This is a genomic window from Chromobacterium sp. (assembly GCF_041912965.1).
Classification (GTDB): domain Bacteria; phylum Pseudomonadota; class Gammaproteobacteria; order Burkholderiales; family Chromobacteriaceae; genus Chromobacterium; species Chromobacterium aquaticum.
On sequence record NZ_JAYSGF010000002.1, the window covers coordinates 1 to 20,736 of the forward strand.

Below are 20,736 nucleotides of genomic sequence, written 5' to 3' on the forward strand. Positions count from 1 at the left end.
CGCACCTTCTCGGCGTAAGGACGGGCAGCGCGCATACGCTCTTGCGTTTTGCGCATCTTGGAGGTCGCCACCATTTGCATTGCGCGAGTGATCTTCTGCGTGTTTTGCACGCTTCGGATCTTGGTGAGAATCTCTTTGCCGACTGCCATTCCTGAACCTTTCCTAGTAACTGTTTGCGTTAACCGAAAAGACTCAGTTGTAGCTGAAGCCAGCCTTGAACGATTCCATCGCCTTGGCCAGGATTTTCTCGTTGTCGCCGGACAGATCGCCGGAAGCGTTCACCGCGGCCAACACGTCGTGGTGGTTCGCGCGCACATAGGCGAGGAACGCCGCTTCGAAAGCCAGGGCTTTCTTCACCGGAACGTCTTCGTAGCTGCCCTTGTTCACCGCCCACAGGGTCAGCGCCATTTCGGCGGTGGCCAGCGGCAGGAACTGCTTCTGCTTCATCAGCTCGGTAACCACTTCGCCGTGTTGCAGTTGCTTGCGGGTAGCCTCGTCCAGATCGGAAGCGAACTGCGAGAACGCAGCCAGTTCACGGTACTGGGCCAGGGCCAGACGGATACCGCCGCCCAGCTTCTTGATCACCTTGGTCTGCGCGGCGCCGCCAACGCGGGATACCGAGATACCGGCGTTGATGGCCGGACGGATGCCTGCGTTGAAGAGGTCGGTTTCCAGGAAGATCTGACCGTCGGTGATCGAGATCACGTTGGTCGGCACGAAGGCGGAAACGTCGCCGGCCTGGGTTTCGATGATGGGCAGCGCGGTCAGGGAACCGGTCTTGCCTTTCACTTCGCCATTGGTCAGCTTGGCCACTTCGTCTTCATTGATGCGGGAAGCGCGTTCCAGCAGACGGGAGTGCAGATAGAACACGTCGCCAGGGTAGGCTTCGCGGCCCGGCGGACGGCGCAGCAGCAGCGAAATCTGACGGTAGGCGACGGCTTGCTTGGACAGGTCGTCGTACACGATCAGCGCGTCTTCGCCGATGTCGCGGAAGTATTCGCCCATCGCGCAGCCGGAGTACGGGGCGATGAACTGCAGCGCGGCGGCTTCGGAAGCGGTCGCGGCCACCACGATGGTGTGGCCCAGCGCGCCGTGCTCTTCCAGCTTGCGCACCACGTTGGCGATGGAGGAGGCCTTTTGGCCAATCGCCACGTAGATGCACACTACGCCGGTGCCTTTTTGGTTGATGATCGCATCCAGCGCCACCGCGGTCTTGCCGGTCTGGCGGTCGCCGATGATCAGCTCGCGCTGACCGCGGCCAACCGGAACCATCGAGTCGATGGCCTTCAGGCCGGTCTGCATCGGCTGGGATACCGATTGACGCGCAATCACGCCCGGCGCGATCTTTTCGATCGGGCTGGACAGCTTGGCGTTAACCGGGCCCTTGCCGTCGATCGGCTGACCCAGGGCGTTGACCACGCGGCCAATCAGTTCCGGACCAACCGGAACTTCCAGAATGCGACCGGTACAAGTAACTTCGTCGCCTTCCGAGATGTGCTCGTACTCGCCCAGAACCACGGCGCCGACAGAGTCGCGCTCCAGGTTCATCGCGAGGCCGAAGGTGTTGCCCGGGAATTCGAGCATTTCACCCTGCATCACGTCTGCCAGGCCATGGATACGAACGATGCCGTCGGTCACGGAAATCACGGTACCTTTGGTACGGGTTTCTGCGCCTTCGGCCAGGTTCTGAATCTTCGCCTTGATCAGATCGCTGATTTCAGAGGGGTTCAACTGCATGATCTCTCCTAATTCTTGAGGCTTACTGCCATGGCTTGCAGTTTGCCGCGCACGGAAGCGTCGATGACATCATCGCCCACCAACACACGAACCCCGCCGATCAGGTCAGGGTTGTCACGCACATCAATCCGTACGGATTTGCCGTACTTCTTGGAAAGCGTGTCGGTCAGTTCGGCCTTCTGCGCATCGTTCATTGCAAACGCCGTTTCCACCACGGCATCCACAACGCCTTCCGCTTGCGCCTTGAACACTTCAAACTGTTCGGCGATTTGCGGCAGCAGCGTCAAACGGCTGTTCTCGATCAGCGCGGCCAGAAAACGTTTTACGTCTTCGTTGCCGCGCGCGCCCAGAACATCCAGCATCAGCGCCTCAAGCTCTTGTGCGGTATGTTTCGGATTGGTGATGACGGCTTCCAGATCCGGGTTCTTCACCATGGCAGCCAGCCACGACAGCGATTCCGACCATTGCTGGGTGGCGTGCTGCTCGGTGGCGAGGCTGTATACCGCTTCGGCATAGGGCCTAGCTACGGTAATGAGTTCTGCCATGAGTTAATTAAAACTCCGCTTTGATGGAGGCAAGCAGATCAGCGTGCTTGGCCGAGTCGATCTCTTTGCGCAGGATCTTCTCCGCGCCCGCAACCGCCAGGTCGGCCACTTGCGCGCGCAGGGTTTCCTTGGCGCGCAGGACTTCCTGATCGATCTCAGACTTGGCGTCGGCCACAATGCGCGCGCCTTCAACGCGTGCGGCATCCTTGGCTTCGTCCACGATCTGGCTGGCGCGCTTTTCAGCGGCCATCACGATTTCGGTCGCTTGCTGTTTGGCCTTGCGGAGTTCATCCGCAACGCGCTTTTCAGCGGCTTCCAGATCTTGCTTGCCACGCTCGCCGGCGGCCAGGCCGTCTGCGATGCGCTTGGCGCGCTCATCCATCATGTTGGTAAGCGGAGGCCAAACAAACTTCATGGTGAACCATACCAGGATGGCGAACGTGATCGCCTGGCCCAGTAGTGTTACGTTGAATTCCACGCTTGTTTTCCTCCAGTAGTATTACTGCAACAACCAATTCCGCTTAAAAATTAAGCGCCGGCTTTCAGAGCGGCCAGGGCGGCGGACAGGAACGGGTTATTGAAGGTGTACAGCATGGCGATACCAACACCGATCATGGAGATGGCGTCCAGCAGACCGGCCAGAATGAACAGTTTGGTTTGCAGAACCGGGATCATTTCCGGTTGACGGGCGGAGGACTCGAGGAATTTGCCACCCAGGATGGCGAAACCCAGAGCAGTACCGATGGCGCCCAGGCCAATGATCAGGGCAGCGGCCAGTACGGTCATGGACTGGATCTGAGAAACGAGTGCTTCCATTGTGTATCTCCTAAGACTTAATCAAGGATGGTTGGTAAAAAAGCTAAAGAAACAAAGGTAAAACAAAGAAACCGGTATTAGTGCGCTTCCACCGCCAGGCTCAGGTACACGATGGTCAGCATCATGAACACGAAGGCCTGCAGGGTGATGATCAGGATGTGGAAGATCGCCCACGGCGCGCCCAGCAGCCATTGCAGGCCCCACGGCAGCAGCGCGATCAGGATGAAGATCATTTCGCCGGCGTACATATTGCCGAACAAACGCAGGGACAGCGAAATCGGCTTGGCCAGCAGTTCCACCATCTGCAGCAGGAAGTTGGCCGGGGCCAGCAGGATCTTGCCCACGGTGCCTTCAGCATGGAAGGGCGCGGTGAACAATTCCTTGGTGTAGCCGCCCACGCCCTTGGCGCTGATGGAGAAGCCGATGATGCAGAACATCACGGACAAGGACATCGCGAAGGTGGCGTTCACGTCGGCGGACGGCACGACGCGGAAGTAAACATGGTGCGGCTCGGCGCCGAAGAAGGTATAGCCAACCCACTGGGCCAGCGACGGCAGCAGGTCCACCGGCAGCAAGTCCATGAAGTTCATCAGGAAGATCCAGCAGAAGATGGTCAGCGCCAGCGGGGCGATGACCTTGCTCTGGCCGTGGAATACATCGCGCACCTGCTTGTCCACCATTTCCACGATGCTTTCCACTAACAGCTGCAGCCGGCCCGGATTCTCCAGCTTGGCCTTGCGCGCCACGACGGCGAACACGCCGGCGAAAATGAAGGCGAGAACCAGAGAAATGGAGAAGGTATCAAGGTGCAGGCTCCAGAAGCCGGCGGAAGGATCCGAATTCCAGAAGGTGAGGTGGTGCTTGATATAGTCAGTTGCGTTGCTTGCCATCGCTCATTTTCTCAATTTTTGATTAAAAGCCCGAACCAGTAGCCGGACACGGCGGCAAAAAAGCCCCCAAACAGCCCGACTATCGATAAATCCTTGAAAAACACCAAAGTCGCACCAAATAACAGGATGGTGAGGACGTACTTGACCGCCTCAGCCCTGAAATGCGCCTTCATCAGTTCCGCAGGGGAGACATGGCGCTTGGCGTAGGCGATTCTGGCGTACACCAGCGCCGGCACCACGGCCGACAATCCGCCAAGCAAGACAGAAACCGGAATGGCCAGGTTTCCTCCCCCTGCAACCACTCCAATCAACAGCGCCACCCCCACCAGGGTGCACTGCAGGCGCAGTATACGCTTAACTTCCGGATTAACCATGCTGACCCAGCAAAAAAACCGCCGAATTATAGGCTTCACGCTTGATTTGCGTCAACTTGCGTGTCATTGGGATGTTGCAGTGCAACACGCTCATTTTCCTGAGCTTTTCTGCAACTTTTCCAGCAAGCCTTCCAGCTCGTCCAGCGTCGCGTATTCTATGACCAGCCTGCCATTGCCACGATTTGCATGACGGATGCTGACGCGGGCGCCTATGCGTTCCGACACCTGTTCCGCCAGTCTGTCCACGTCCGGATCTGTACGTTTCTGCTGCGGTGCGACTGTGGTTTTTTCCACAGCTTTCTGCTGCACCCGGCGCTCCACCTCGCGCACGGACAGGCCTTTCTCGCCCACTTCCTGCGCCAGGCCCAGCTGCTCCACCACCGGCAGCGCCAGCAAGGCGCGCGCATGGCCCATTTCCAGCTGCCCCTGATGCAACATGGTTTGCACCGGCTGCGGCAAGGCCAGCAGGCGCAATAAATTGCTGACCGCGCTGCGCGAGCGGCCCACCGCGTCGGCCGCGGCCTCGTGGGTCAGGCCGAATTCGTCGATCAGACGCTTGAGGCCCTGGGCCTCTTCTATCGGGTCCAATTCCTGACGCTGGATGTTTTCGATCAGCGCCATCGCCAGCGCGGCTTCGTCCGGCACGCTCTTGATCACCGCCGGCACTTCGGCGAGACCGGCCTTGCGCGAAGCGCGCCAGCGCCGTTCGCCGGCGATCAGCTCGTAATCGCCGAAACCGATTTCACGCACCACCAAGGGCTGGATCACGCCCTGGGAGCGGATGGACGCGGCCAGCTCCTCCAGCGCGCCCTCGTCCATGAAGCTGCGCGGCTGGTATTTGCCGGGCCGGATGCTGTCTATGGGGAGGGAAGTAAGTCTGTCGTCCACTGTTTCAGCAGTGGACAGGAGCGCGTCCAGACCGCGCCCCAATCCTTTTAATTTGGCCATAATGCTTAGACGGAGGGGGTTGTGGTTGCGGGCTCGAGCCGGTCCGCCAGCTCTTGCGCCAGCGTCAGATAGGCTTGAGCGCCGCGCGAGGCGCGATCGTAGACCAGGCCGGGCAAACCGTGGCTGGGCGCTTCCGCCAGCCGCACATTGCGCGGGATCACGGTATCGAACACCTTGGCGCCGAAATGGCGCGCCAATTGTTCCGAGACCTGCTGCGACAGATTGTTGCGCGCGTCGAACATGGTGCGCAGCAGGCCCATGATCTCGATCTTGGGATTCACCGCCACCCTCACCTTGCGCAGGGTCGCCACCAGGTCGGACAAGCCTTCCAGCGCGTAGTACTCGCACACCATCGGGATCAGCACGCTGTGCGCCGCCACCAGCCCGTTCAGGGTCAGCAGGTTCAGCGACGGCGGGCAGTCTATCAGCACGTAGTCGTACTGCTCTTCCACCACCTGCAGCGCGTTCTTCAGCCGCGCCTCGCGCGCCAGCTCGTTGACCAGTTCCAGCTCCGCGCCGCCCAGGTCGCGATTGGCGGGCAGCACGTCGTAACCGCCCTCCTTCGCCGGCTGGCGCGCCTCTTCGATCGAGGCCTCGCCCAGCAGCACGTCGTAGCCGGACAGTTTCAGGGATTGCTTGGCGATGCCGCTACCCATGGTGGCATTGCCCTGCGGGTCGAGATCGACAATCAGCACGCGCCGGCCCAGTTCAGCCAGGCCCGCCGCCAGATTCACCACAGTCGTGGTCTTGCCGACCCCGCCCTTCTGGTTGGCGACCGCGATCACCCTTGAATTCATTGCGCACCCACCCCTTCCAGGCGCATTCTCACCAGGTGCCGTTCGGCATCCAGGCCCGGCACTGTGACCGGCAATACTTCGGAAACCACCGTACCCTGCGGCAACAAGGCGATTTCCTCGTAAGGATAGACACCCTTCATTGCGACATATTGACCGTGATCCGCCAGCAAGTGGCGGGTCAGCTTGACGAACTCGGCCAGCTCGGAAAACGCCCGGCTGGTGATGCGGTCGAACTTCTGCTCCGGCTGGTAGGCCTCCACCCGCTCGGTCATCACCTGCACATTGGGCAGGCCCAGCTCCACCACCACCTGACGCAGGAAGGTGGTTTTCTTATGATTCGAATCCAACAGCACCACTTGCAGATCCGGACGGGCGATCGCCGCCGGGATGCCGGGCATGCCGCCGCCGGAGCCGACGTCCAGCAGACGGCTGCCGCCGTCCAGATGCGGCACCAGGCTCAGGCTGTCCAGCAGATGGTAACTGACCATGCGCTTTTCCTCGCGCACCGCGGTCAGGTTATAGGTCTGGTTCCACTTGGCCAGCAGCGCCAGGTAGCGGTCCAGCAAATCGATTTGCGCGTCGCTCAGTTCCAGCTTCAGCTGCGACAGGCCTTGTTGTAGTTCTGCGTTATGTGTCATGCGGTTTTCGTTGCGTCGGCAAAGCCACGTTTCAGGTGGACCATCAAAAGAGCAATCGCCGCCGGGGTAATGCCCTGGATGCGTGACGCCTGGCCCAAGGTCTCCGGCCGTTGCTGGTTCAGTTTTTGCTGCACTTCCTTGGACAGACCCTTGACCAGACCATAATCGATATCGGCCGGCAGGCGCACGTCCTCCAGGTTGTCGCGGCGCGCCAGCTCTTCGTTCTGGCGATTGATATAGCCTTGGTATTTGACCTGAATTTCCACCTGCTCGGCAACCGCCTCGTCCGCCACCGCGCCGCCGGCCTCCGGCAACGCCATCAAGTCGGCATAGGCGACATTGGGCCGCTTCAGCAGGTCGTACAAGTTGTATTCGCGTTCTATCGCCTTGCCCAGCAGCGCTTGCAGCGCGGCGGCGTCGCTAAGCCGCGCCGGATGCAGCCAGGTGGTCTTCAGCCGCGCCTTTTCGGCCTCCACCGCGTCGCGCTTGCGGCAGAAGCTGTCCCATTGGACATCGCCGATCAAGCCGTAGCGGCGGCCGATCTCGGTCAGGCGCAGGTCGGCGTTGTCTTCGCGCAACTGCAGGCGGAATTCGGCGCGGCTGGTGAACATGCGGTAGGGCTCGGCCACGCCCTTGGTGATCAGGTCGTCCACCAGCACGCCCAGATAGGCTTCGTCGCGGCGCGGGCACCAGCCCTCTTCGCCGCGCGCCTGCAGCGCGGCGTTCATGCCCGCTTGCAGGCCCTGGGCGGCCGCTTCTTCGTAGCCGGTGGTGCCGTTGATCTGGCCGGCGAAGAACAGGCCCTGAATCGCCTTGGTCTCCAGCGTGGACTTCAGTCCGCGCGGGTCGAAATAATCGTACTCGATCGCATAGCCGGGCCGCAGGATGTGGGCGTTCTCCATGCCGCGGATCGAGCGCACCGCCGCCAACTGGATGTCGAAGGGCAGACTGGTGGAAATCCCGTTGGGGTAGAACTCGTGCGTGGTCAGGCCTTCCGGCTCCAGGAAGACCTGATGGCTGTCCTTGTCGGCGAAGCGATTGATCTTGTCCTCGATCGACGGGCAATAACGCGGGCCGACGCCTTCGATCACCCCGGTGAACATCGGGCTGCGTTCGAAGCCGGAGCGGATGATCTCGTGAGTGCGCTCATTGGTGTGGGTGATCCAGCACGGCAGCTGCTTGGGATGCAGCACGCGGCTGCCGCGATAGGAGAACACCGGCTCCGGCGTGTCGCCCGGCTGCTCTTCCATCACCGAAAAGTCGACGCTGCGGCCGTCGATGCGCGGCGGCGTGCCGGTTTTCAGCCGTCCCACCGGCAGGGCCAGTTCGCGCAAGCGCTCGCCCAGCGTGGACGCGGCTTGATCGCCGGCGCGGCCGCCGGTGTAGTTTTCCAGGCCGACGTGGATCTTGCCGGACAGGAAGGTACCGGCGGTCAGCACCACGGTCTTGGCGCGGAAAGTGATGCCGATGGCGGTGATGGCCCCGGCAACGCGGTCGCCTTCGATCAGGAGATCGTCCACCGGCTGCTGGAACAGCGTCAGATTGGGCTGATTCTCCAGCATCTCGCGGATCGCCGCCTTGTACAGGATGCGGTCGGCCTGGGCGCGAGTGGCGCGCACCGCCGGGCCCTTGGAGGCGTTGAGGGTGCGGAACTGGATGCCGCCGATATCGGTGGCCAGCGCCATCGCGCCGCCCAGGGCATCCACTTCCTTGACCAGATGGCCCTTGCCGATGCCGCCGATCGACGGATTGCACGACATCTGACCCAGGGTCTCGATGTTATGCGTCAAAAGAAGGGTGTTGCAGCCCATGCGCGCAGCCGCCAGCGCGGCCTCGGTGCCGGCATGGCCGCCGCCCACCACTATCACGTCGAAGTTTGTCGGATAAATCATGGCTTTGTCGGAAAGAGCAAATCGAACGGAAAAACGGCCTATTCTACGCCAAATCCTGACATAGCGTAAGTCGTTGATTTCAATAAATCCAGCTAGTAATGGCGGCGTCAAGCGCCGGTCACCCGATGGTCATATTAAAGACATCGCCGCGTCAAACAAGCTGCCTAGCATGGGGCTCATCACTCAAGGGAGCAAAACATGCTGCTAAATGAACAGCTTGCCGTGAGCGCCAAGCCGCGTTTGAGCGTGCGCGTGGCCACTGAGACGCAGGACATTCGCCGCGCGCAGAAGCTGCGCTTCGATGTGTTCGCCGGGGAAATGGGCGCCGAACTCAACTCCAGGGAACTCGGCATCGATTGCGACGAGTACGACGAGTTGTGCGAACACCTGATCGTCGAGGATGCCGCCAGCGGCCTGGTGGTGGGCACTTACCGCATGCTGTCGCCGGACAATGCGCGCCGCGCGCCCAGCCTGTATTCGGAACATGAATTCGATCTGGCGCGGCTGACCCATTTGCGCGCAGGCCTGATCGAAGTGGGCCGCTCCTGCGTGCATCGCGATTTCCGCTCCGGCGCGGTGATCGCCCTGCTCTGGTCCGGCCTGGCCGATTACGTGCAACAGCACGGCGGCCAATACCTGGCCGGCTGCGCCAGCGTGTCGCTGAGCGACGGCGGCCACCAGGCGGTCAGCCTGTACCGCCAGCTGGAAACCAAGCACTTGTCGCCGCCGGAATGGCGGGTATTCCCCCACCTGCCGCTGCCGCTGGACCGCGTTCGCGACGATGCGCCTTCCGCGCCGATGCCGGCGCTGATCAAGGGCTATCTGCGCGCCGGCGCCTATATCTGCGGCGAGCCGGCCTGGGACCCGGACTTCAACTGCGCCGACTTTTTCATGCTGCTGCCGATGAGCCGGCTGAGCGGCCGCTACAACAAGCACTTCGTCGGCTAGGCGAAAACGCTCCCCGCATGGCCGGATGCTACAATCCGGCCATGAGCTACACCTTTGAAACGGTGGGCGTGATCCGTTCGCCCTACCGCGAGAAATTCGGCATCCCGCGCCAGCCCTCGCTGGTCAACGCCGCCCGCATCACGCTGGAACTGCTGCCGCCCTATGATCACCCCGACATGGTGCGCGGGCTGGACGCGTTTTCCCATGTCTGGATCAGCTTCGTGTTCCATCAAACCGCCGAACGCGGCTGGCAGCCGCTGGTGCGTCCGCCGCGGCTGGGCGGCAACGCCAAGGTCGGCGTGTTCGCCAGCCGCGCCACCCATCGCCCCAATCCGCTGGGCCTGTCGCTGGTGCGGCTGCTGCGCATCGACACCCAGCCCAAGGTGGTGCTGACGCTGGAAGGAGCCGACTTGCTGGACGGCACCCCGGTGCTGGACATCAAGCCCTATATTCCCTTCGTCGAAGCCCGGCCGGACGCCCGCGGCGGCTTCGTCGACGGCCCGCCGCCGCAATTGAGCGTGGGCTGGGACGCCGCCGCGCGCGCGCAGCTGGCAGCCCCCGGCCTGCCGGCCGATTTCGCGCTGCTGGTGGAGCAGGTGCTGGCCCAGGACCCGCGCCCCGCCTATCAGGACGACCCGCAACGGGTTTATGGCGTGGCGCTGCAGCAATGGAATGTGCGCTTCCGCATCGAAAAAAACCATGCGCAAGTCATTGAAATTCAGTCATTGACCCCGAACTAATCCTTTGCGCCCCAGTCATATCGGGGCGATACCAACCACTCAGGAAAAAAGCAATATGACCACTCGCGCGAAGACGATCATGCTCGCCTTCACCATGGTTTCCGTGTTGGCCACTCCGTTCGCGGAAGCGGCCCGCCTAGGTAAAGGCAAGAGCGCCGGCATGCAGCGTTCGGCCCCCACCCGTTCTTACCAACAACAAGCGCCGGCGCGCCCGGTTGCGCCGCCTGCGCAAGCGCCCGCTCCGGCTCAAGCTCAACCCAAATCCGGCCCGGGCATCGGCACCGCGGTAGCCGCCGGCGCGGCCGGCGCGGCCGCCGGCTATATGCTGGGCTCCGCCATGAGCGATAAAGGCGGCCAGCAACAAGCTCCGGCAGCCGCCAACGGCAACTCCGATCCGGCTCTGGCGGCGCAACAAGGCCAGCAACCGCAGAAGAGCGGCGGCATGCCGTGGGGCACGCTGGCCCTGCTGGGCGCGGTACTGATCGGCGGCATCATGTTCTTCCGCCGCAAGGCCGGCGCCGCGCGACCGGCCATGGCAGCCCCGCAAGCAGCGGGCATGCCGCAGAACCTCGGCGGCGGCTATCAGGAACCGGCCCGTTTCGATTCCATCCCGAAAATCGGCTCCGGTCTTGGCGGCGCCCAGCCGGCCTTCGGCGCGCCGGCGGCGTTCGACGCCCCCGCTCGCCTGCCGGATGGCACGGAAACGCCTAACTTCCTGCGCCAGGCCAAGGCCACCTTCCTGCACCTGCAAAGCCTGAACACCACGGAAAGCCTGGAAGAAGTGCGCAAGTACATGACGCCGGACCTGTTCAACGCGCTGCGCGAGGACATCGCCGGCAATACCGACGTCGCCGACTTCCCGCAGCTGGACTGCCAGCTGTCCGAAGCCAGCACCGAAGGCAACCGCTACATCGCCAGCGTGCGCTTCTCCGGCACGGTCAGCGAAGCCGTGGGCGCGCCGACCGAGCCGTTCACCGAGTACTGGCACTACGTCAAGGATGACAGCACCAACGGCAAGTGGCTGGTGGCGGGCATCCAACAGTAACAAGCTTTTTAACATCTTTATCCAAACGGGCCTCCTGGCCCGTTTTTTATTTTTAATGGCGATGCACTAAACTGGAATGCCAATTGCTTCAGGCAAAAAAACAATACCGACCGTAGAGTCCACGCCACGGAGGGCAGCGTTTCCATGAAAGAATTCGAGCATGCCGGCTTGAAGCTCGGCAGTCACTTCCAGCCTATCTATAGCCTGGCGCATCGCCGCACGATAGGCATGGAAGCCTTGCTGCGCGCCAGACAGGACTCCTCCATTCTGACTCCGGCGGAGGCCTTTTACTCCGTCGTCTCGCCCGAACGCCGTCACCAGCTGGATCTGGCGACGAGCGAAGCCCATGCCGCTCGCTTCAGCCAGATGCAAAGCGACCACCCATGCTGGCTGTTTCTCAATATCGACGCCGCCTCGCTGTCGCGGCCGGAACGCGCGATGGCGCTGGCCAACACCATCAAGGCCGCCGGGCTGGATCCCAGCCAGGTGGTGCTGGAAGTGCTGGAACATGTGCTGGAAGTGGACGCCGCACTGATAGAGGGCGTCAATGTGCTGAAAAGCAGCGGCTTTCTGATCGCCATCGACGACTTCGGCGTCGGCCATTCCAATCTGGATCGGGTCTGCCAATTGGAGCCGGACCTGGTCAAATTCGACCGTCATCTGCTGCGCGCCGCCGTGCACCAGCCGCGCACCCGCAATCTGCTGGCCAAGCTGGTGCGGCTGATGCACGAAATTGGGGCGCTGGTGGTGGAGGAAGGCATAGAAACCGATCAGGATGTGCTGATTGCGCTGGAATCCGGCTGCGATCTGGTGCAAGGCTATTTCATCGCCCACCCGCATGAGCAGCCGGACCAGGACCACATCATCACCCCGCGCATAGACGAGCGCTGGGATGAATTGATGGCGCGCGAGCTGCTGAAACGCAAGCTGACCCGGCGCCAGATCGAGCTGGCGCGGCAATCCTTCGTGCAAAGCGCCATCTCGCTGATGCAGGGCACGCCGTTCAATCTGGCGGCCAAGCCGATGCTGGCGCTGCCGGATGTGGTGCGCTGCTTCCTGCTGGACAGCGAGGGGCGCCAGATCGGCCGCAACCTCAATAGCCGCCAGCCGCTCGCCGTCGCCAACCCCAAGTTTGCGCCGCTGGTGGACACCACCGGCGCGGTCTGGTCGCGCCGCAGCTATTTCCAGCACGCGGTGGACCAGCCCGGCGTGTTGTATATGAGCGAGCCCTATCTGTCGATGACCGACACCCGCTCCTGCATCACCATCTCGATGGCGATAGAAATCGATGAAATCATGCACGTGCTATGCGCCGACGTGCTGATTTCCCAGCATTGACCACGCCCCGCCGTCAGCGGAACTTCAGAATATCCTCGGCGGCTGGCTGCGGGGTGTACGCGGCCTTCAAGGCGGCGCCTTCTTCGCCGGATGGCGCCGGCGAGCCCAGTCTGGCCTCCGCCTGGTTCCTGATCTTGGCCACCTCGCCCTTCATCACCGTCTGGGCGCTGGATTGCAGCAGTTCCCCGCGCAGCTTGCTCAGCGCCGCTTCCGCCGCCTGGCCGGCGGCCGAACTCTGCCCCAATTCGCGCTGCGCCCGCTGCAGGCGTTCCTTGGTGTCGGCCAGCTCGCTCTCCAATTCATCCACTCGGCCTTCCGCCAGATCCAGGCGCGCGCGGAACGCCTCGGCCTGCGGCTGCGCCACCGCCAGGTCCTGAGCCTGTTGCGCGGTCAGCGCCAGCGAGGCCGATAACTGCCGGCGCGTGGCGTCCAGCTCCGCCGCCTGCCGTTCAAACGCGCTGGCCAGTTCCGCGCGCAAGCCGTCCAGCTCGCTGCGCTCCAGCTCCCAAGCGGCCTGGGCAGCCAACAAGCTATCGTTGGCCAAGGCCTGGGCTTGCGCCCAGATCGCTTCCAGCGCGGCTAGCCCCGCCTGGCGCACGCCTTCCGGCACTTCGCCTTCCAGCGCCGCCGCCGTGGCCGGCTGAATCCGCCGCCAATCCTTGAGCACCACGCTGGCCGCGTCCATGTCCACTCCCGCCAGCTGACGGACTTGGTCTATCGCGGGAAAGCGCTTGCGACCGGACTTTTCATATAGCTCGGCCGCCGCGGCGACCACGCGCTCCCTCACTTCCGCCGAAATCTTGACCGCTTGACTCATAACCCCGCGTCCTCACCCCTGATTGCATCATTATCATTGCCGATGCGCCCGGATGCTTCCGGGCACAGAAAATGCGGGCGAAGCGCATGGCTTTCGACCGCAGCGGGAATTGCAGCAGAAGCGCCGTGGAGCGGCTATAGGACTTTTCTTAAAATTCCGCGACTTTCGATGAAACCGCGGCCAAGCGCCAACAAAAAGCCCGGCAAACGCCGGGCTGTTTCAGCAAACGAAATCGAAGCGCGTTATTGCGCGATGTCGTTGATGTATTCGAACAAGGTCACCACTTTCTGCACGCCGGAAGTCTCGCTGACCACCTTGGCCGCCGCGGTGCCTTCGGCCTGGGTCACCATGCCCAGCATGTAAACCACGCCGCGCTCGGTCACCACCTTGACGTTGTTCGGGTTATAGCCCTTGCCGTCCAGCAAGCGGGTACGCACCTTGCTGGTTACCCAGGTGTCGTTGCTGCGTTCCGAGAAGCCCGACGACGGCGCCACCACGGTGTAGTTGAACACGCGGCGCACATTGGGGATGCCGCGCGCGGTCAGCTCCGCCTGCTGGCGTGCCTGCTCGCTGGGCACTTCGCCGGTCAGCAGCACCGCGCGGTTGAAACTGGTGGTGTTGACATGGGCCGAGGGCAGCAGCTTGCCCACCTGGTCCGCGGTCTTCAATTCGATGCCCTGGTCATCGACATAGGCGCCGCTGGTGCGGCGATCGGTCGCCACCAGCGCGCCGCCAGCGGCGCCAGCCGCCACCACGCCGAAACAAGCGCTCAGGGTGCTGCTCAAACCCACGGCCAGCAATACGGCAAACACGCGACGCTTCATTTACTCTCCTCCCAGCAACATGTAATCGATGGTATCGCACAAGGCGTGGACCATCAGGGTATGGACTTCCTGAATCCGGCAGCGACGCAGCGCCGGCACAATCAACTGGATATCTTCCGGCGACAGGATCTCGGCCACCTTGCCGCCGTCCATGCCGGTCAAGGCGATCACGCTCATGCCGCGCTCGTGCGCGGCATAGATGGCCTCGATCACATTGGCGGCGTTGCCGGACGCGGAAATCGCCAGCAATAAATCGTTGGTGTGACCCAAGGCGCGCACTTGCTTGGAAAACACCATGTCGAAATCGTAGTCGTTGCCTATCGCGGTCAGGGCCGAGCTGTCGGTGGCCAGCGAAATCGCCGCCAGGCCCGGCCTTTCCTTCTCGAAACGCCCCACCATCTCAGCGGCGAAATTCTGCGCGTCCGCCGCCGAGCCGCCATTGCCGCAGGCCAGAATCTTGCCTTCGTTCATCAGGCAAGCCACCATTTGCTCCGCCGCCGCCGCGATCGCCGGCGACAGCAATTCCATCGCCTCCTGCTTGACGGCGATGCTTTCCAGGAAATGCCCGCTGACGCGGTCAATCAAATCCATGGGACATCCTTATCTCTTTCAGCACTACATGAAAATATTCTGCAACCACTGCGGCTCCGCCTCGCCCACGGTCAACACCGCGTCAAAACGGCATGGCGCGTCTATTCCCTGTTGGGACAGATAGACCTCGGCGGCCAGCATGAGTTTCCTTTGCTTGGCCGCTCCTATGCTGGCGGCCGCGCCGCCGAAGGCCGCGCTGGCGCGATGGCGCACCTCGATAAACACCCAGTAACGTCCATCGCGCATGATCAGATCGATTTCGCCGCCGCGGCAGGACCAGTTGCGCTCCACCAGCGTCAGGCCGCGCCGCAGCAGCCAGGCCAGCGCGCGATCTTCCGCTTGCCGGCCCAGGGTATTCACTGCTGCTCCGAACTCAACACCGCCATCGGCAGCTGGCGCTCGAACAGGCGATCGCGCCCCAGCTTCAAGTCGCCGGTGACGCCATCCAGCTTCAGGCCAAGCGGCTGGCGCGCGCCGGCCAGCAGCACCGCCAGCCGCCAGGCATCCACGCCCAGCGCGTACAGACGCTCGGTCTGCATCGTCAACGGCGTGGACGGGCGCGGATAGCGCCGTACCGCCGGGTGTTCCGGCATCAGGAACCAAGGCATGTCTATCACCCGCGCCCCGGCCAAGGCCACCGTGCTGCCGCGACCATTGAGCTGGGAAGTGCCGTAAACCGCCAGTTCCGGCGCCAGCGCCGCCTTGACGATGCCGGCCTCGCGCGCGTCCAGCGCCATGAACACCGCGTCGGCGCCGGCCGCCGCCTGCAGGATGGCGGGCAGGCTGTCCGGTTTCGCCTCCAGCAGCATCGGCGACTTGCCGCGGCTCTGAACCCGCCATTCATCGATGAAGGCCTGGCGCAGGCGCTGAGACAGGCTATCGCCGCCGAACAGCAGCAGCGGATTGACCCGGCCGTCCTCGCGCATCAGGCGCGCCACCTGGCGCGCCTCGCCCTCAACGGTCAAGGATAGCGAAAACAGCTTGGGATTGGCCGGCACTTCGCGGCCTATCGAGTTCAAGGCCAGCGTCGGCACCGACACCAGCGGCGCCACCGCGGCGATGGCGCCGCGCGACAAGGGGCCGATCACCACATTGACTCCGCCGGCCAAGGCCTGCTTATAGCCGGCCACGGCGGTGTCCTCGGACGCGTCTATGGTCACCAGCTCGGCGTTCTGATCCACGCTCGCCGCCGCTTCCACGCCGCTGCGCACCACCGCCGCGGCTTCGCCCAGGGTGGCGGAGCCGGTGGGCAGCAGCAGGCCGATGCGCACACGGACAGCGGCCGGCTGCGGTTTCGCCGCCGCCGCGCTGGCCTCACGCGGCGCGGCCGCCGGAACGGCCGGTTTCGACGCCGGCTGGCCCAGCAACTTGAGCGGCGCGGTATTGCTTTGGATGATATAGTCCGGGGTTTGCGCCATCGTCGGCGTCAACCAAGTCAATAAGACGCCAACCAACAGCGGAGTCAGTCTTTGCATACTTCGTTCGCTCATCTGCTTGAATCAGCCAGGGAAAGTTTCTGTCGCGGCACATTATATGTGGTGGCCACGCCCATTGGAAACCTGGCCGACATCAGCGCCCGCGCCTTGGCCGCCTTCAGCGCCGCCGACGTGGTCTGCGCCGAGGACACCCGCGTGACCGGACAGCTACTGTCCGCCTACGGCATTCACGCCAAACGCCTGGTCAGCCTGCGCGAGCACAATGAACGCGGCATGGCCGAGCAAGTGGTGCGCTGGCTGTCCGAAGACCAGATCGTGGTGCAGGTGTCCGACGCCGGCACCCCGGCGGTGTCCGACCCCGGCGCGCGCTTGGCGGAAGCGGTGCGCGCCGCCGGTCTGCCGGTGCGGCCGGTGCCGGGCTCCAGCGCGGTGATCGCCGCCTTGTCCGCCAGCGGGCTGACCGCGCCGTCCTTCCTGTTCCACGGCTTCTTGCCGCCCAAGAGCGGCGAGCGCCGCAAGACGCTGCGCCAATGGCTGTCCGCGCCGCATCTGACCGTGTGTTACGAAGCGCCGCACCGCATTGTCGACACCCTGCGCGACATCGTCGCGGAACTGGGCGCGGAGCGCCGAGTGCTGCTGGCGCGCGAGCTGACCAAGACTTTCGAAACCTTCCGCAATCTGCCGGCCCAGCACATGCTGGAGTGGGTGGAGTCCGATTCCAACCAGCAGCGCGGCGAGATCGTGCTGATCCTGGACGCCGCGCCGCCGCGCGACGAGGCCGACGACGCGGTGCCGGAAGACACCGTGCGCGTGCTCAAGCTGCTGGCGGCGGAGCTGCCCACCAAGCAGGCGGCGTCGCTGGCCGCGCAGATCTGCGGCGCCAACCGCAAGCAGCTTTACGACCTCGCGCTCAAACTGAAGCAGGACTGAGGCCCAGGAAAAAAGGATTTACAAAGCGATTTGCTATCGCTATCATTCGTTCTCTCGGAATGCCGAAGACGCCCGGATGGCGAAATTGGTAGACGCAGGGGATTCAAAATCCCCCGCCGCAAGGTGTGTCGGTTCGAGTCCGACTCTGGGCACCAGCGATTTTGGCAGGCCGAAACATCAAAAACCCCGCACAGCGCAAGCTCTGCGGGTTTTTTGTTTTATTCGGGCAGGCGCAGCGCCGCCAGCTTCCAGCCAAACCAGCCTTCGCGCTTGAAGACAAAAGCCAGCGGACCGGCTCCGCCGTCCTTCTTCTTCACCGTCACCACGAAGCGGTCGATGTCTTCGTAGCCCATCGTCGTCTCGACGCCAGCGCGCGGCTCGGCCGACGCTTCCGCGCCGCCACCATCGTTTTCCGCCGACGCGCCGCCATGCGGCAGGCCAGGCTTGGGCTTGATCCCCTGCATCATCAGCGCCAGGCTTTCCGGCGTCACCATCGCGTCGACGACCGGTGCGATCACCGCGTCGGCAATCGCGGCGCCCATCGCCGCCAGCGGATTATTGGCCTTGGATTGGTTCAATTCCAGCACCGCCTTGGGCGCGATCGACTCCTTCAGGCTGCTGCGCAAGGCCGGGTAGTCCACATAGCCGGACAATTTGGCCGCGTCGCGCGCGTCCAGCGCCTGCTGCATGCCATGCACCGTCAAATACGGCGTTGCGTAGAACCAGCCGCCAACTGCCAGCAAGGCCACGCACAGCGCCAGCTTCATTTTAATGCTCATTTTTGAGATCCCCCTGAATCAAGCGGCCGCGTTCATGCGGCTCATAAAGTCTACAGACCGACAAAGGGCGCGCAGATTCCCGCCGGCCGCGGCAAAACCTGCGCGGCCGGTTCTCAGCGCCTGTTCAAAGGCTCGCGAGCTAGAGCGAGACAAGGCGAAAACCGCTGAGAAAGCGGAATGTACGAGTGGTGCAAGAGCATTTCGTAGCGGCACTCACCGTGTCACGTCTCACGACGCGCAGCTGGCTTTGGACAGGTTCTCAGAAGCGCGCTTCCATCCCCATCCGTATGGTCCGCCCCGGAATCGGCATGCTGACCACCGCTCCGGTGTCCACCGCATAGCGGTTGGTCAGGTTGTCCACGTTCAAATTCAGATTGACCTGCTTGTTCAAACGGTACTCGATGAACAGGTCCACCAGGCGTTCGGACGGCAGTTCCAGCACCGGCTGCGCGCCGGTGCCTTTCAACCACTCGGCCGGATTGGTCTTGCCGGCATGGTATTTCAGTCGTCCGCCCACGGTCAGGTCGCCGTTCAGCAGATGTTTGCCGGCGGAAATCACGTACACGCTCTTGGGCGGGATGCGGGTCGGGATCAGACTCCAGGCGAAGCCGTTCTGATTGCACACCGCGGCATCGCGTCGGGCGGCCTGGTTCACCGAGCACACTTCCGGGTCCAGGTAGCGCGTGGCGGCGGCCTCCACGAAGAAGGACGGGCTATGGTAGTCCGCGCCGAATTCGAAGCCGCGCAGCTCCACCTTGTCGTAGTTGAGGAAGGTCAGATTGCCCTGCCACGACGGCATGCCCGGCGTGCGGTCCAGCCAGGCGCTGGAAATATAATCCGCCACCTTGTTGTCGAAATAAGCGGCCTTGAAGCCGATGCGCTCCTTATCGCGGAACACATCCTGGAAACTCGCCTTCAGACCCAGCTCCAGATTCAGCGAACGCTCCGGCCGCAAGGGGTTGTATGGGTTGTAGCTGAACACCTCGGACGAGGTGGTGGTTTCGTACAGGCTGGGGGTGCGATAGGCGCGGCCGCCCTTCACATAGCCATCCAGCCATTTGGCCAGGTGAACATCGAGTTGGCCGGTCAGGTCCAGCTTGGGCGCGTAATCCACCTCCAGTTTGGTCGCATAGTCGCGCGTGATTGAGCCATGCAGATTCGCGCCTAGCGAGAAGCTGGCCCAGGGATAGGACAGCACCGCGTTGGCGAACAGGCTGCGCTCATTGCGCACGCCGTTGCGCGACGCCTCCAGCGTCCGCGGCTGCTCGGTGTAGCGGCTGGTGGGCTGGGTGCGCTCCTGCTGGAAGGCCAGGCCATAGCTGAGGCTCAGCGGCAGCGCCTCCAGTTCCGAACGGTTGAGCAAATTGAAGCCATGGCGCTTGTTGTTGTAGGCATGCATGTACTGATCGCCGTAGGAAGCGCCGGGGCGGCCGGCCCACAGGCCGTTGTGCTGGTCCAGATCCGCCTCGGTGGCCCACAAGCCCAGGTTCAGATCGATCAGCTTGTTGTCGCTGGGCGTATAGCTGTAGTTGGCGCTATATGCATGCACCACGGCGCTGCCCAGCGCCCATTGCGGCATGGACTCGACCCCCGGCGGCAGCTCCTGGAAATGCTTGTCGTTGGAGTTCTTGTACCAGTAAGCGGCCAGCAACTCGCCGGCCTGCTGGCGATGGCGGCGGAAGATCAGCTTCAGACGCTGCGCATCGTCCAGCGCAAAACCGAGCTTGGCCAGCAACGAATCGCTCTCGTAACTGGTGTTCACCACTTCCTGGCCGCGCGACACCACCGCCTCCGGGTAGCCGTCGAAACCGTGGCTGCCGGCGAAGTAATTGCCGGTGCGCCGCTTGCTATAGGCCAGCAAGGCATCCAGGCCAGGCTGCCGGTAGGCCAGCGCCAGCGTGGCCGAGCCATTGTTGAACACGCGTGGGCTGAGGCCGTTGTTCAGCCGGTAATACACCTGGTCGCGCTCGTCGTCCGGCACGGTGGGCATCTTGTTATTGTTGTACAAGCTGCCTTTCAGCAGCACGCCGAAATCCTTGCCAGGACGCAACACATCCTCCACGCCCAAGGTGCGCATTTGCACCAGGCCGCCGATCGCGCCGCTGGAGAAGGCGCCGTTGCTGGCGCCCTCTTCGACGCTGACCTTGCTGATCAGGTCTGAATCGATGTAAGTGCGGTCGCTGGTGCCCTGATAGCCGCGCGCGGTGTGGGTGGATTGCAGGCTGCCGTCTATCAGCACCGGCACCCGGCCCTCGCCTTGCAGGCCGCGGATACCCAGGTCGATGGCGCCGGCTTCGTTGCGGATATTGTTGACCTGCACGCTGGGCAGGGCCGAGAAGATGTCGGCGTTGCCGGTGCCGCGCGCGCGGCGCAGTTGCTCCGCGTCCAGCACCTCGCCATGCAGGAGCGCGGGTTTGCGCTCGGCGCTGACGTGGACGGTTTCCAGTTGCGGCGCGGGCTCGGCGGCCTGCAGGTTTTGCGGATGGACCGCCGACAATAACAGGCAGGCGGAAAGGCTCCGGTATTTCATGATGTGGGTGGGGGTGGGGTTGAGGAGCGCCGAAGTTAATGCTAATGATTATCATTAACAATGGTAATTATACCAACCACGCCTCGCGTCAGCCCCACCGCCGACGCGGGCGGAAGCCGCG

23 protein-coding genes and 1 tRNA gene are annotated in these 20,736 nt (G+C 63.1%); 6 read left to right on the top strand and 18 right to left on the bottom strand.

The window, feature by feature from the left end:
- The 11 genes from ACE3QM_RS01065 to mnmG form a co-directional block, all read right to left on the bottom strand.
- Positions 1 to 149: F0F1 ATP synthase subunit gamma (locus ACE3QM_RS01065; RefSeq protein ID WP_374419836.1), on the bottom strand; the 149-nt coding region annotated here is incomplete at its 3' end.
- Positions 150 to 192: 43 nt separating this feature from the next.
- Positions 193 to 1,737 (bottom strand): F0F1 ATP synthase subunit alpha, encoded by a 1,545-nt coding sequence (gene atpA, locus ACE3QM_RS01070; protein WP_048410021.1) that lies wholly within the window; start codon positions 1,735 to 1,737, stop codon positions 193 to 195.
- Positions 1,738 to 1,745: 8 nt separating this feature from the next.
- Positions 1,746 to 2,282: a F0F1 ATP synthase subunit delta gene (locus tag ACE3QM_RS01075; protein WP_048410020.1), complete on the bottom strand. Its 537-nt coding sequence runs from the start codon at positions 2,280 to 2,282 to the stop codon at positions 1,746 to 1,748.
- A gap of 7 nt (positions 2,283 to 2,289) precedes the next feature.
- A complete protein-coding gene (locus tag ACE3QM_RS01080) occupies positions 2,290 to 2,760 on the bottom strand; it encodes a F0F1 ATP synthase subunit B (protein WP_048410019.1) in 471 nt (156 codons plus the stop codon).
- 50 nt (positions 2,761 to 2,810) lie between these two features.
- Positions 2,811 to 3,098 carry a F0F1 ATP synthase subunit C gene (gene atpE / locus ACE3QM_RS01085; protein WP_019101091.1) on the bottom strand — a complete coding sequence of 96 codons (288 nt, stop codon included), beginning with the start codon at positions 3,096 to 3,098 and terminating at the stop codon, positions 2,811 to 2,813.
- Between the two features lie 77 nt (positions 3,099 to 3,175).
- The gene (atpB, locus tag ACE3QM_RS01090) at positions 3,176 to 3,988 is read right to left on the bottom strand and encodes a F0F1 ATP synthase subunit A (protein WP_374419631.1); all 813 of its coding nucleotides are present in this window, start codon (positions 3,986 to 3,988) and stop codon (positions 3,176 to 3,178) included.
- 11 nt (positions 3,989 to 3,999) lie between these two features.
- Positions 4,000 to 4,362 (bottom strand): ATP synthase subunit I, encoded by a 363-nt coding sequence (locus tag ACE3QM_RS01095; protein WP_048410017.1) that lies wholly within the window; start codon positions 4,360 to 4,362, stop codon positions 4,000 to 4,002.
- 90 nt (positions 4,363 to 4,452) lie between these two features.
- Positions 4,453 to 5,310 (bottom strand): ParB/RepB/Spo0J family partition protein, encoded by an 858-nt coding sequence (locus ACE3QM_RS01100; protein WP_374419633.1) that lies wholly within the window; start codon positions 5,308 to 5,310, stop codon positions 4,453 to 4,455.
- A 5-nt stretch (positions 5,311 to 5,315) separates the two neighbouring features.
- Positions 5,316 to 6,107: a ParA family protein gene (locus ACE3QM_RS01105; protein ID WP_374419635.1), complete on the bottom strand. Its 792-nt coding sequence runs from the start codon at positions 6,105 to 6,107 to the stop codon at positions 5,316 to 5,318.
- Positions 6,104 to 6,745: a 16S rRNA (guanine(527)-N(7))-methyltransferase RsmG gene (rsmG, locus tag ACE3QM_RS01110; protein ID WP_048410014.1), complete on the bottom strand. Its 642-nt coding sequence runs from the start codon at positions 6,743 to 6,745 to the stop codon at positions 6,104 to 6,106. Before rsmG ends, ACE3QM_RS01105 begins: the two co-directional genes overlap by 4 nt.
- On the bottom strand, positions 6,742 to 8,637 hold the full coding sequence (gene mnmG, locus ACE3QM_RS01115; RefSeq protein WP_048410013.1) for a tRNA uridine-5-carboxymethylaminomethyl(34) synthesis enzyme MnmG: 1,896 nt from the start codon (positions 8,635 to 8,637) through the stop codon (positions 6,742 to 6,744). The genes rsmG and mnmG overlap by 4 nt, the downstream gene beginning before the upstream one ends.
- Before the next feature lie 198 nt (positions 8,638 to 8,835).
- On the opposite strand from mnmG, the gene ACE3QM_RS01120 reads away from it, so the two are divergent.
- The 4 genes from ACE3QM_RS01120 to ACE3QM_RS01135 all read left to right on the top strand — a co-directional run bounded on the left by ACE3QM_RS01120 (position 8,836) and on the right by ACE3QM_RS01135 (position 12,708).
- The gene (locus tag ACE3QM_RS01120; RefSeq protein WP_048410012.1) at positions 8,836 to 9,585 is read left to right on the top strand and encodes a GNAT family N-acetyltransferase; all 750 of its coding nucleotides are present in this window, start codon (positions 8,836 to 8,838) and stop codon (positions 9,583 to 9,585) included.
- 41 nt (positions 9,586 to 9,626) lie between these two features.
- Positions 9,627 to 10,325: a tRNA (N6-threonylcarbamoyladenosine(37)-N6)-methyltransferase TrmO gene (gene tsaA / locus ACE3QM_RS01125; protein WP_048410098.1), complete on the top strand. Its 699-nt coding sequence runs from the start codon at positions 9,627 to 9,629 to the stop codon at positions 10,323 to 10,325.
- Positions 10,326 to 10,380: 55 nt separating this feature from the next.
- Positions 10,381 to 11,370, top strand: coding sequence for a Tim44 domain-containing protein (locus ACE3QM_RS01130; RefSeq protein ID WP_374419639.1), 990 nt, complete (start codon positions 10,381 to 10,383; stop codon positions 11,368 to 11,370).
- 144 nt (positions 11,371 to 11,514) lie between these two features.
- A complete protein-coding gene (locus tag ACE3QM_RS01135; RefSeq protein ID WP_374419641.1) occupies positions 11,515 to 12,708 on the top strand; it encodes an EAL domain-containing protein in 1,194 nt (397 codons plus the stop codon).
- Positions 12,709 to 12,721: 13 nt separating this feature from the next.
- On the opposite strand, the gene ACE3QM_RS01140 is transcribed toward ACE3QM_RS01135, so the two are convergent.
- The 5 genes from ACE3QM_RS01140 to ACE3QM_RS01160 form a co-directional block, all read right to left on the bottom strand.
- Positions 12,722 to 13,525, bottom strand: a complete 804-nt coding sequence (locus ACE3QM_RS01140; RefSeq protein WP_053074382.1) for a DNA-binding protein — start codon at positions 13,523 to 13,525, stop codon at positions 12,722 to 12,724.
- 242 nt (positions 13,526 to 13,767) lie between these two features.
- Positions 13,768 to 14,349, bottom strand: a complete 582-nt coding sequence (locus ACE3QM_RS01145; RefSeq protein WP_048410008.1) for a BON domain-containing protein — start codon at positions 14,347 to 14,349, stop codon at positions 13,768 to 13,770.
- Complete coding sequence (locus ACE3QM_RS01150) at positions 14,350 to 14,940, bottom strand: phosphoheptose isomerase (RefSeq protein WP_048410007.1); 591 nt, start codon at positions 14,938 to 14,940, stop codon at positions 14,350 to 14,352. It abuts the gene before it with no gap.
- A gap of 24 nt (positions 14,941 to 14,964) precedes the next feature.
- Complete coding sequence (locus ACE3QM_RS01155) at positions 14,965 to 15,300, bottom strand: YraN family protein (RefSeq protein ID WP_048410006.1); 336 nt, start codon at positions 15,298 to 15,300, stop codon at positions 14,965 to 14,967.
- Positions 15,297 to 16,415 carry a penicillin-binding protein activator gene (locus ACE3QM_RS01160; RefSeq protein WP_374419645.1) on the bottom strand — a complete coding sequence of 373 codons (1,119 nt, stop codon included), beginning with the start codon at positions 16,413 to 16,415 and terminating at the stop codon, positions 15,297 to 15,299. The genes ACE3QM_RS01155 and ACE3QM_RS01160 overlap by 4 nt, the downstream gene beginning before the upstream one ends.
- Between ACE3QM_RS01160 and rsmI the strand changes: the two genes are divergently transcribed.
- On the top strand, positions 16,410 to 17,306 hold the full coding sequence (gene rsmI, locus ACE3QM_RS01165; protein ID WP_197081450.1) for a 16S rRNA (cytidine(1402)-2'-O)-methyltransferase: 897 nt from the start codon (positions 16,410 to 16,412) through the stop codon (positions 17,304 to 17,306). The genes ACE3QM_RS01160 and rsmI overlap by 6 nt on opposite strands.
- Positions 17,307 to 17,376: 70 nt before the next feature.
- Positions 17,377 to 17,461: transfer RNA gene (locus ACE3QM_RS01170), tRNA-Leu, on the top strand.
- Positions 17,462 to 17,524: 63 nt separating this feature from the next.
- Here the strand turns inward: ACE3QM_RS01170 and ACE3QM_RS01175 are convergent.
- On the bottom strand, positions 17,525 to 18,085 hold the full coding sequence (locus tag ACE3QM_RS01175) for a DUF2939 domain-containing protein (RefSeq protein WP_374419647.1): 561 nt from the start codon (positions 18,083 to 18,085) through the stop codon (positions 17,525 to 17,527).
- 259 nt (positions 18,086 to 18,344) lie between these two features.
- Positions 18,345 to 20,615, bottom strand: coding sequence for a TonB-dependent receptor domain-containing protein (locus ACE3QM_RS01180; RefSeq protein ID WP_374419649.1), 2,271 nt, complete (start codon positions 20,613 to 20,615; stop codon positions 18,345 to 18,347).
- Positions 20,616 to 20,736 lie beyond the last annotated feature (121 nt).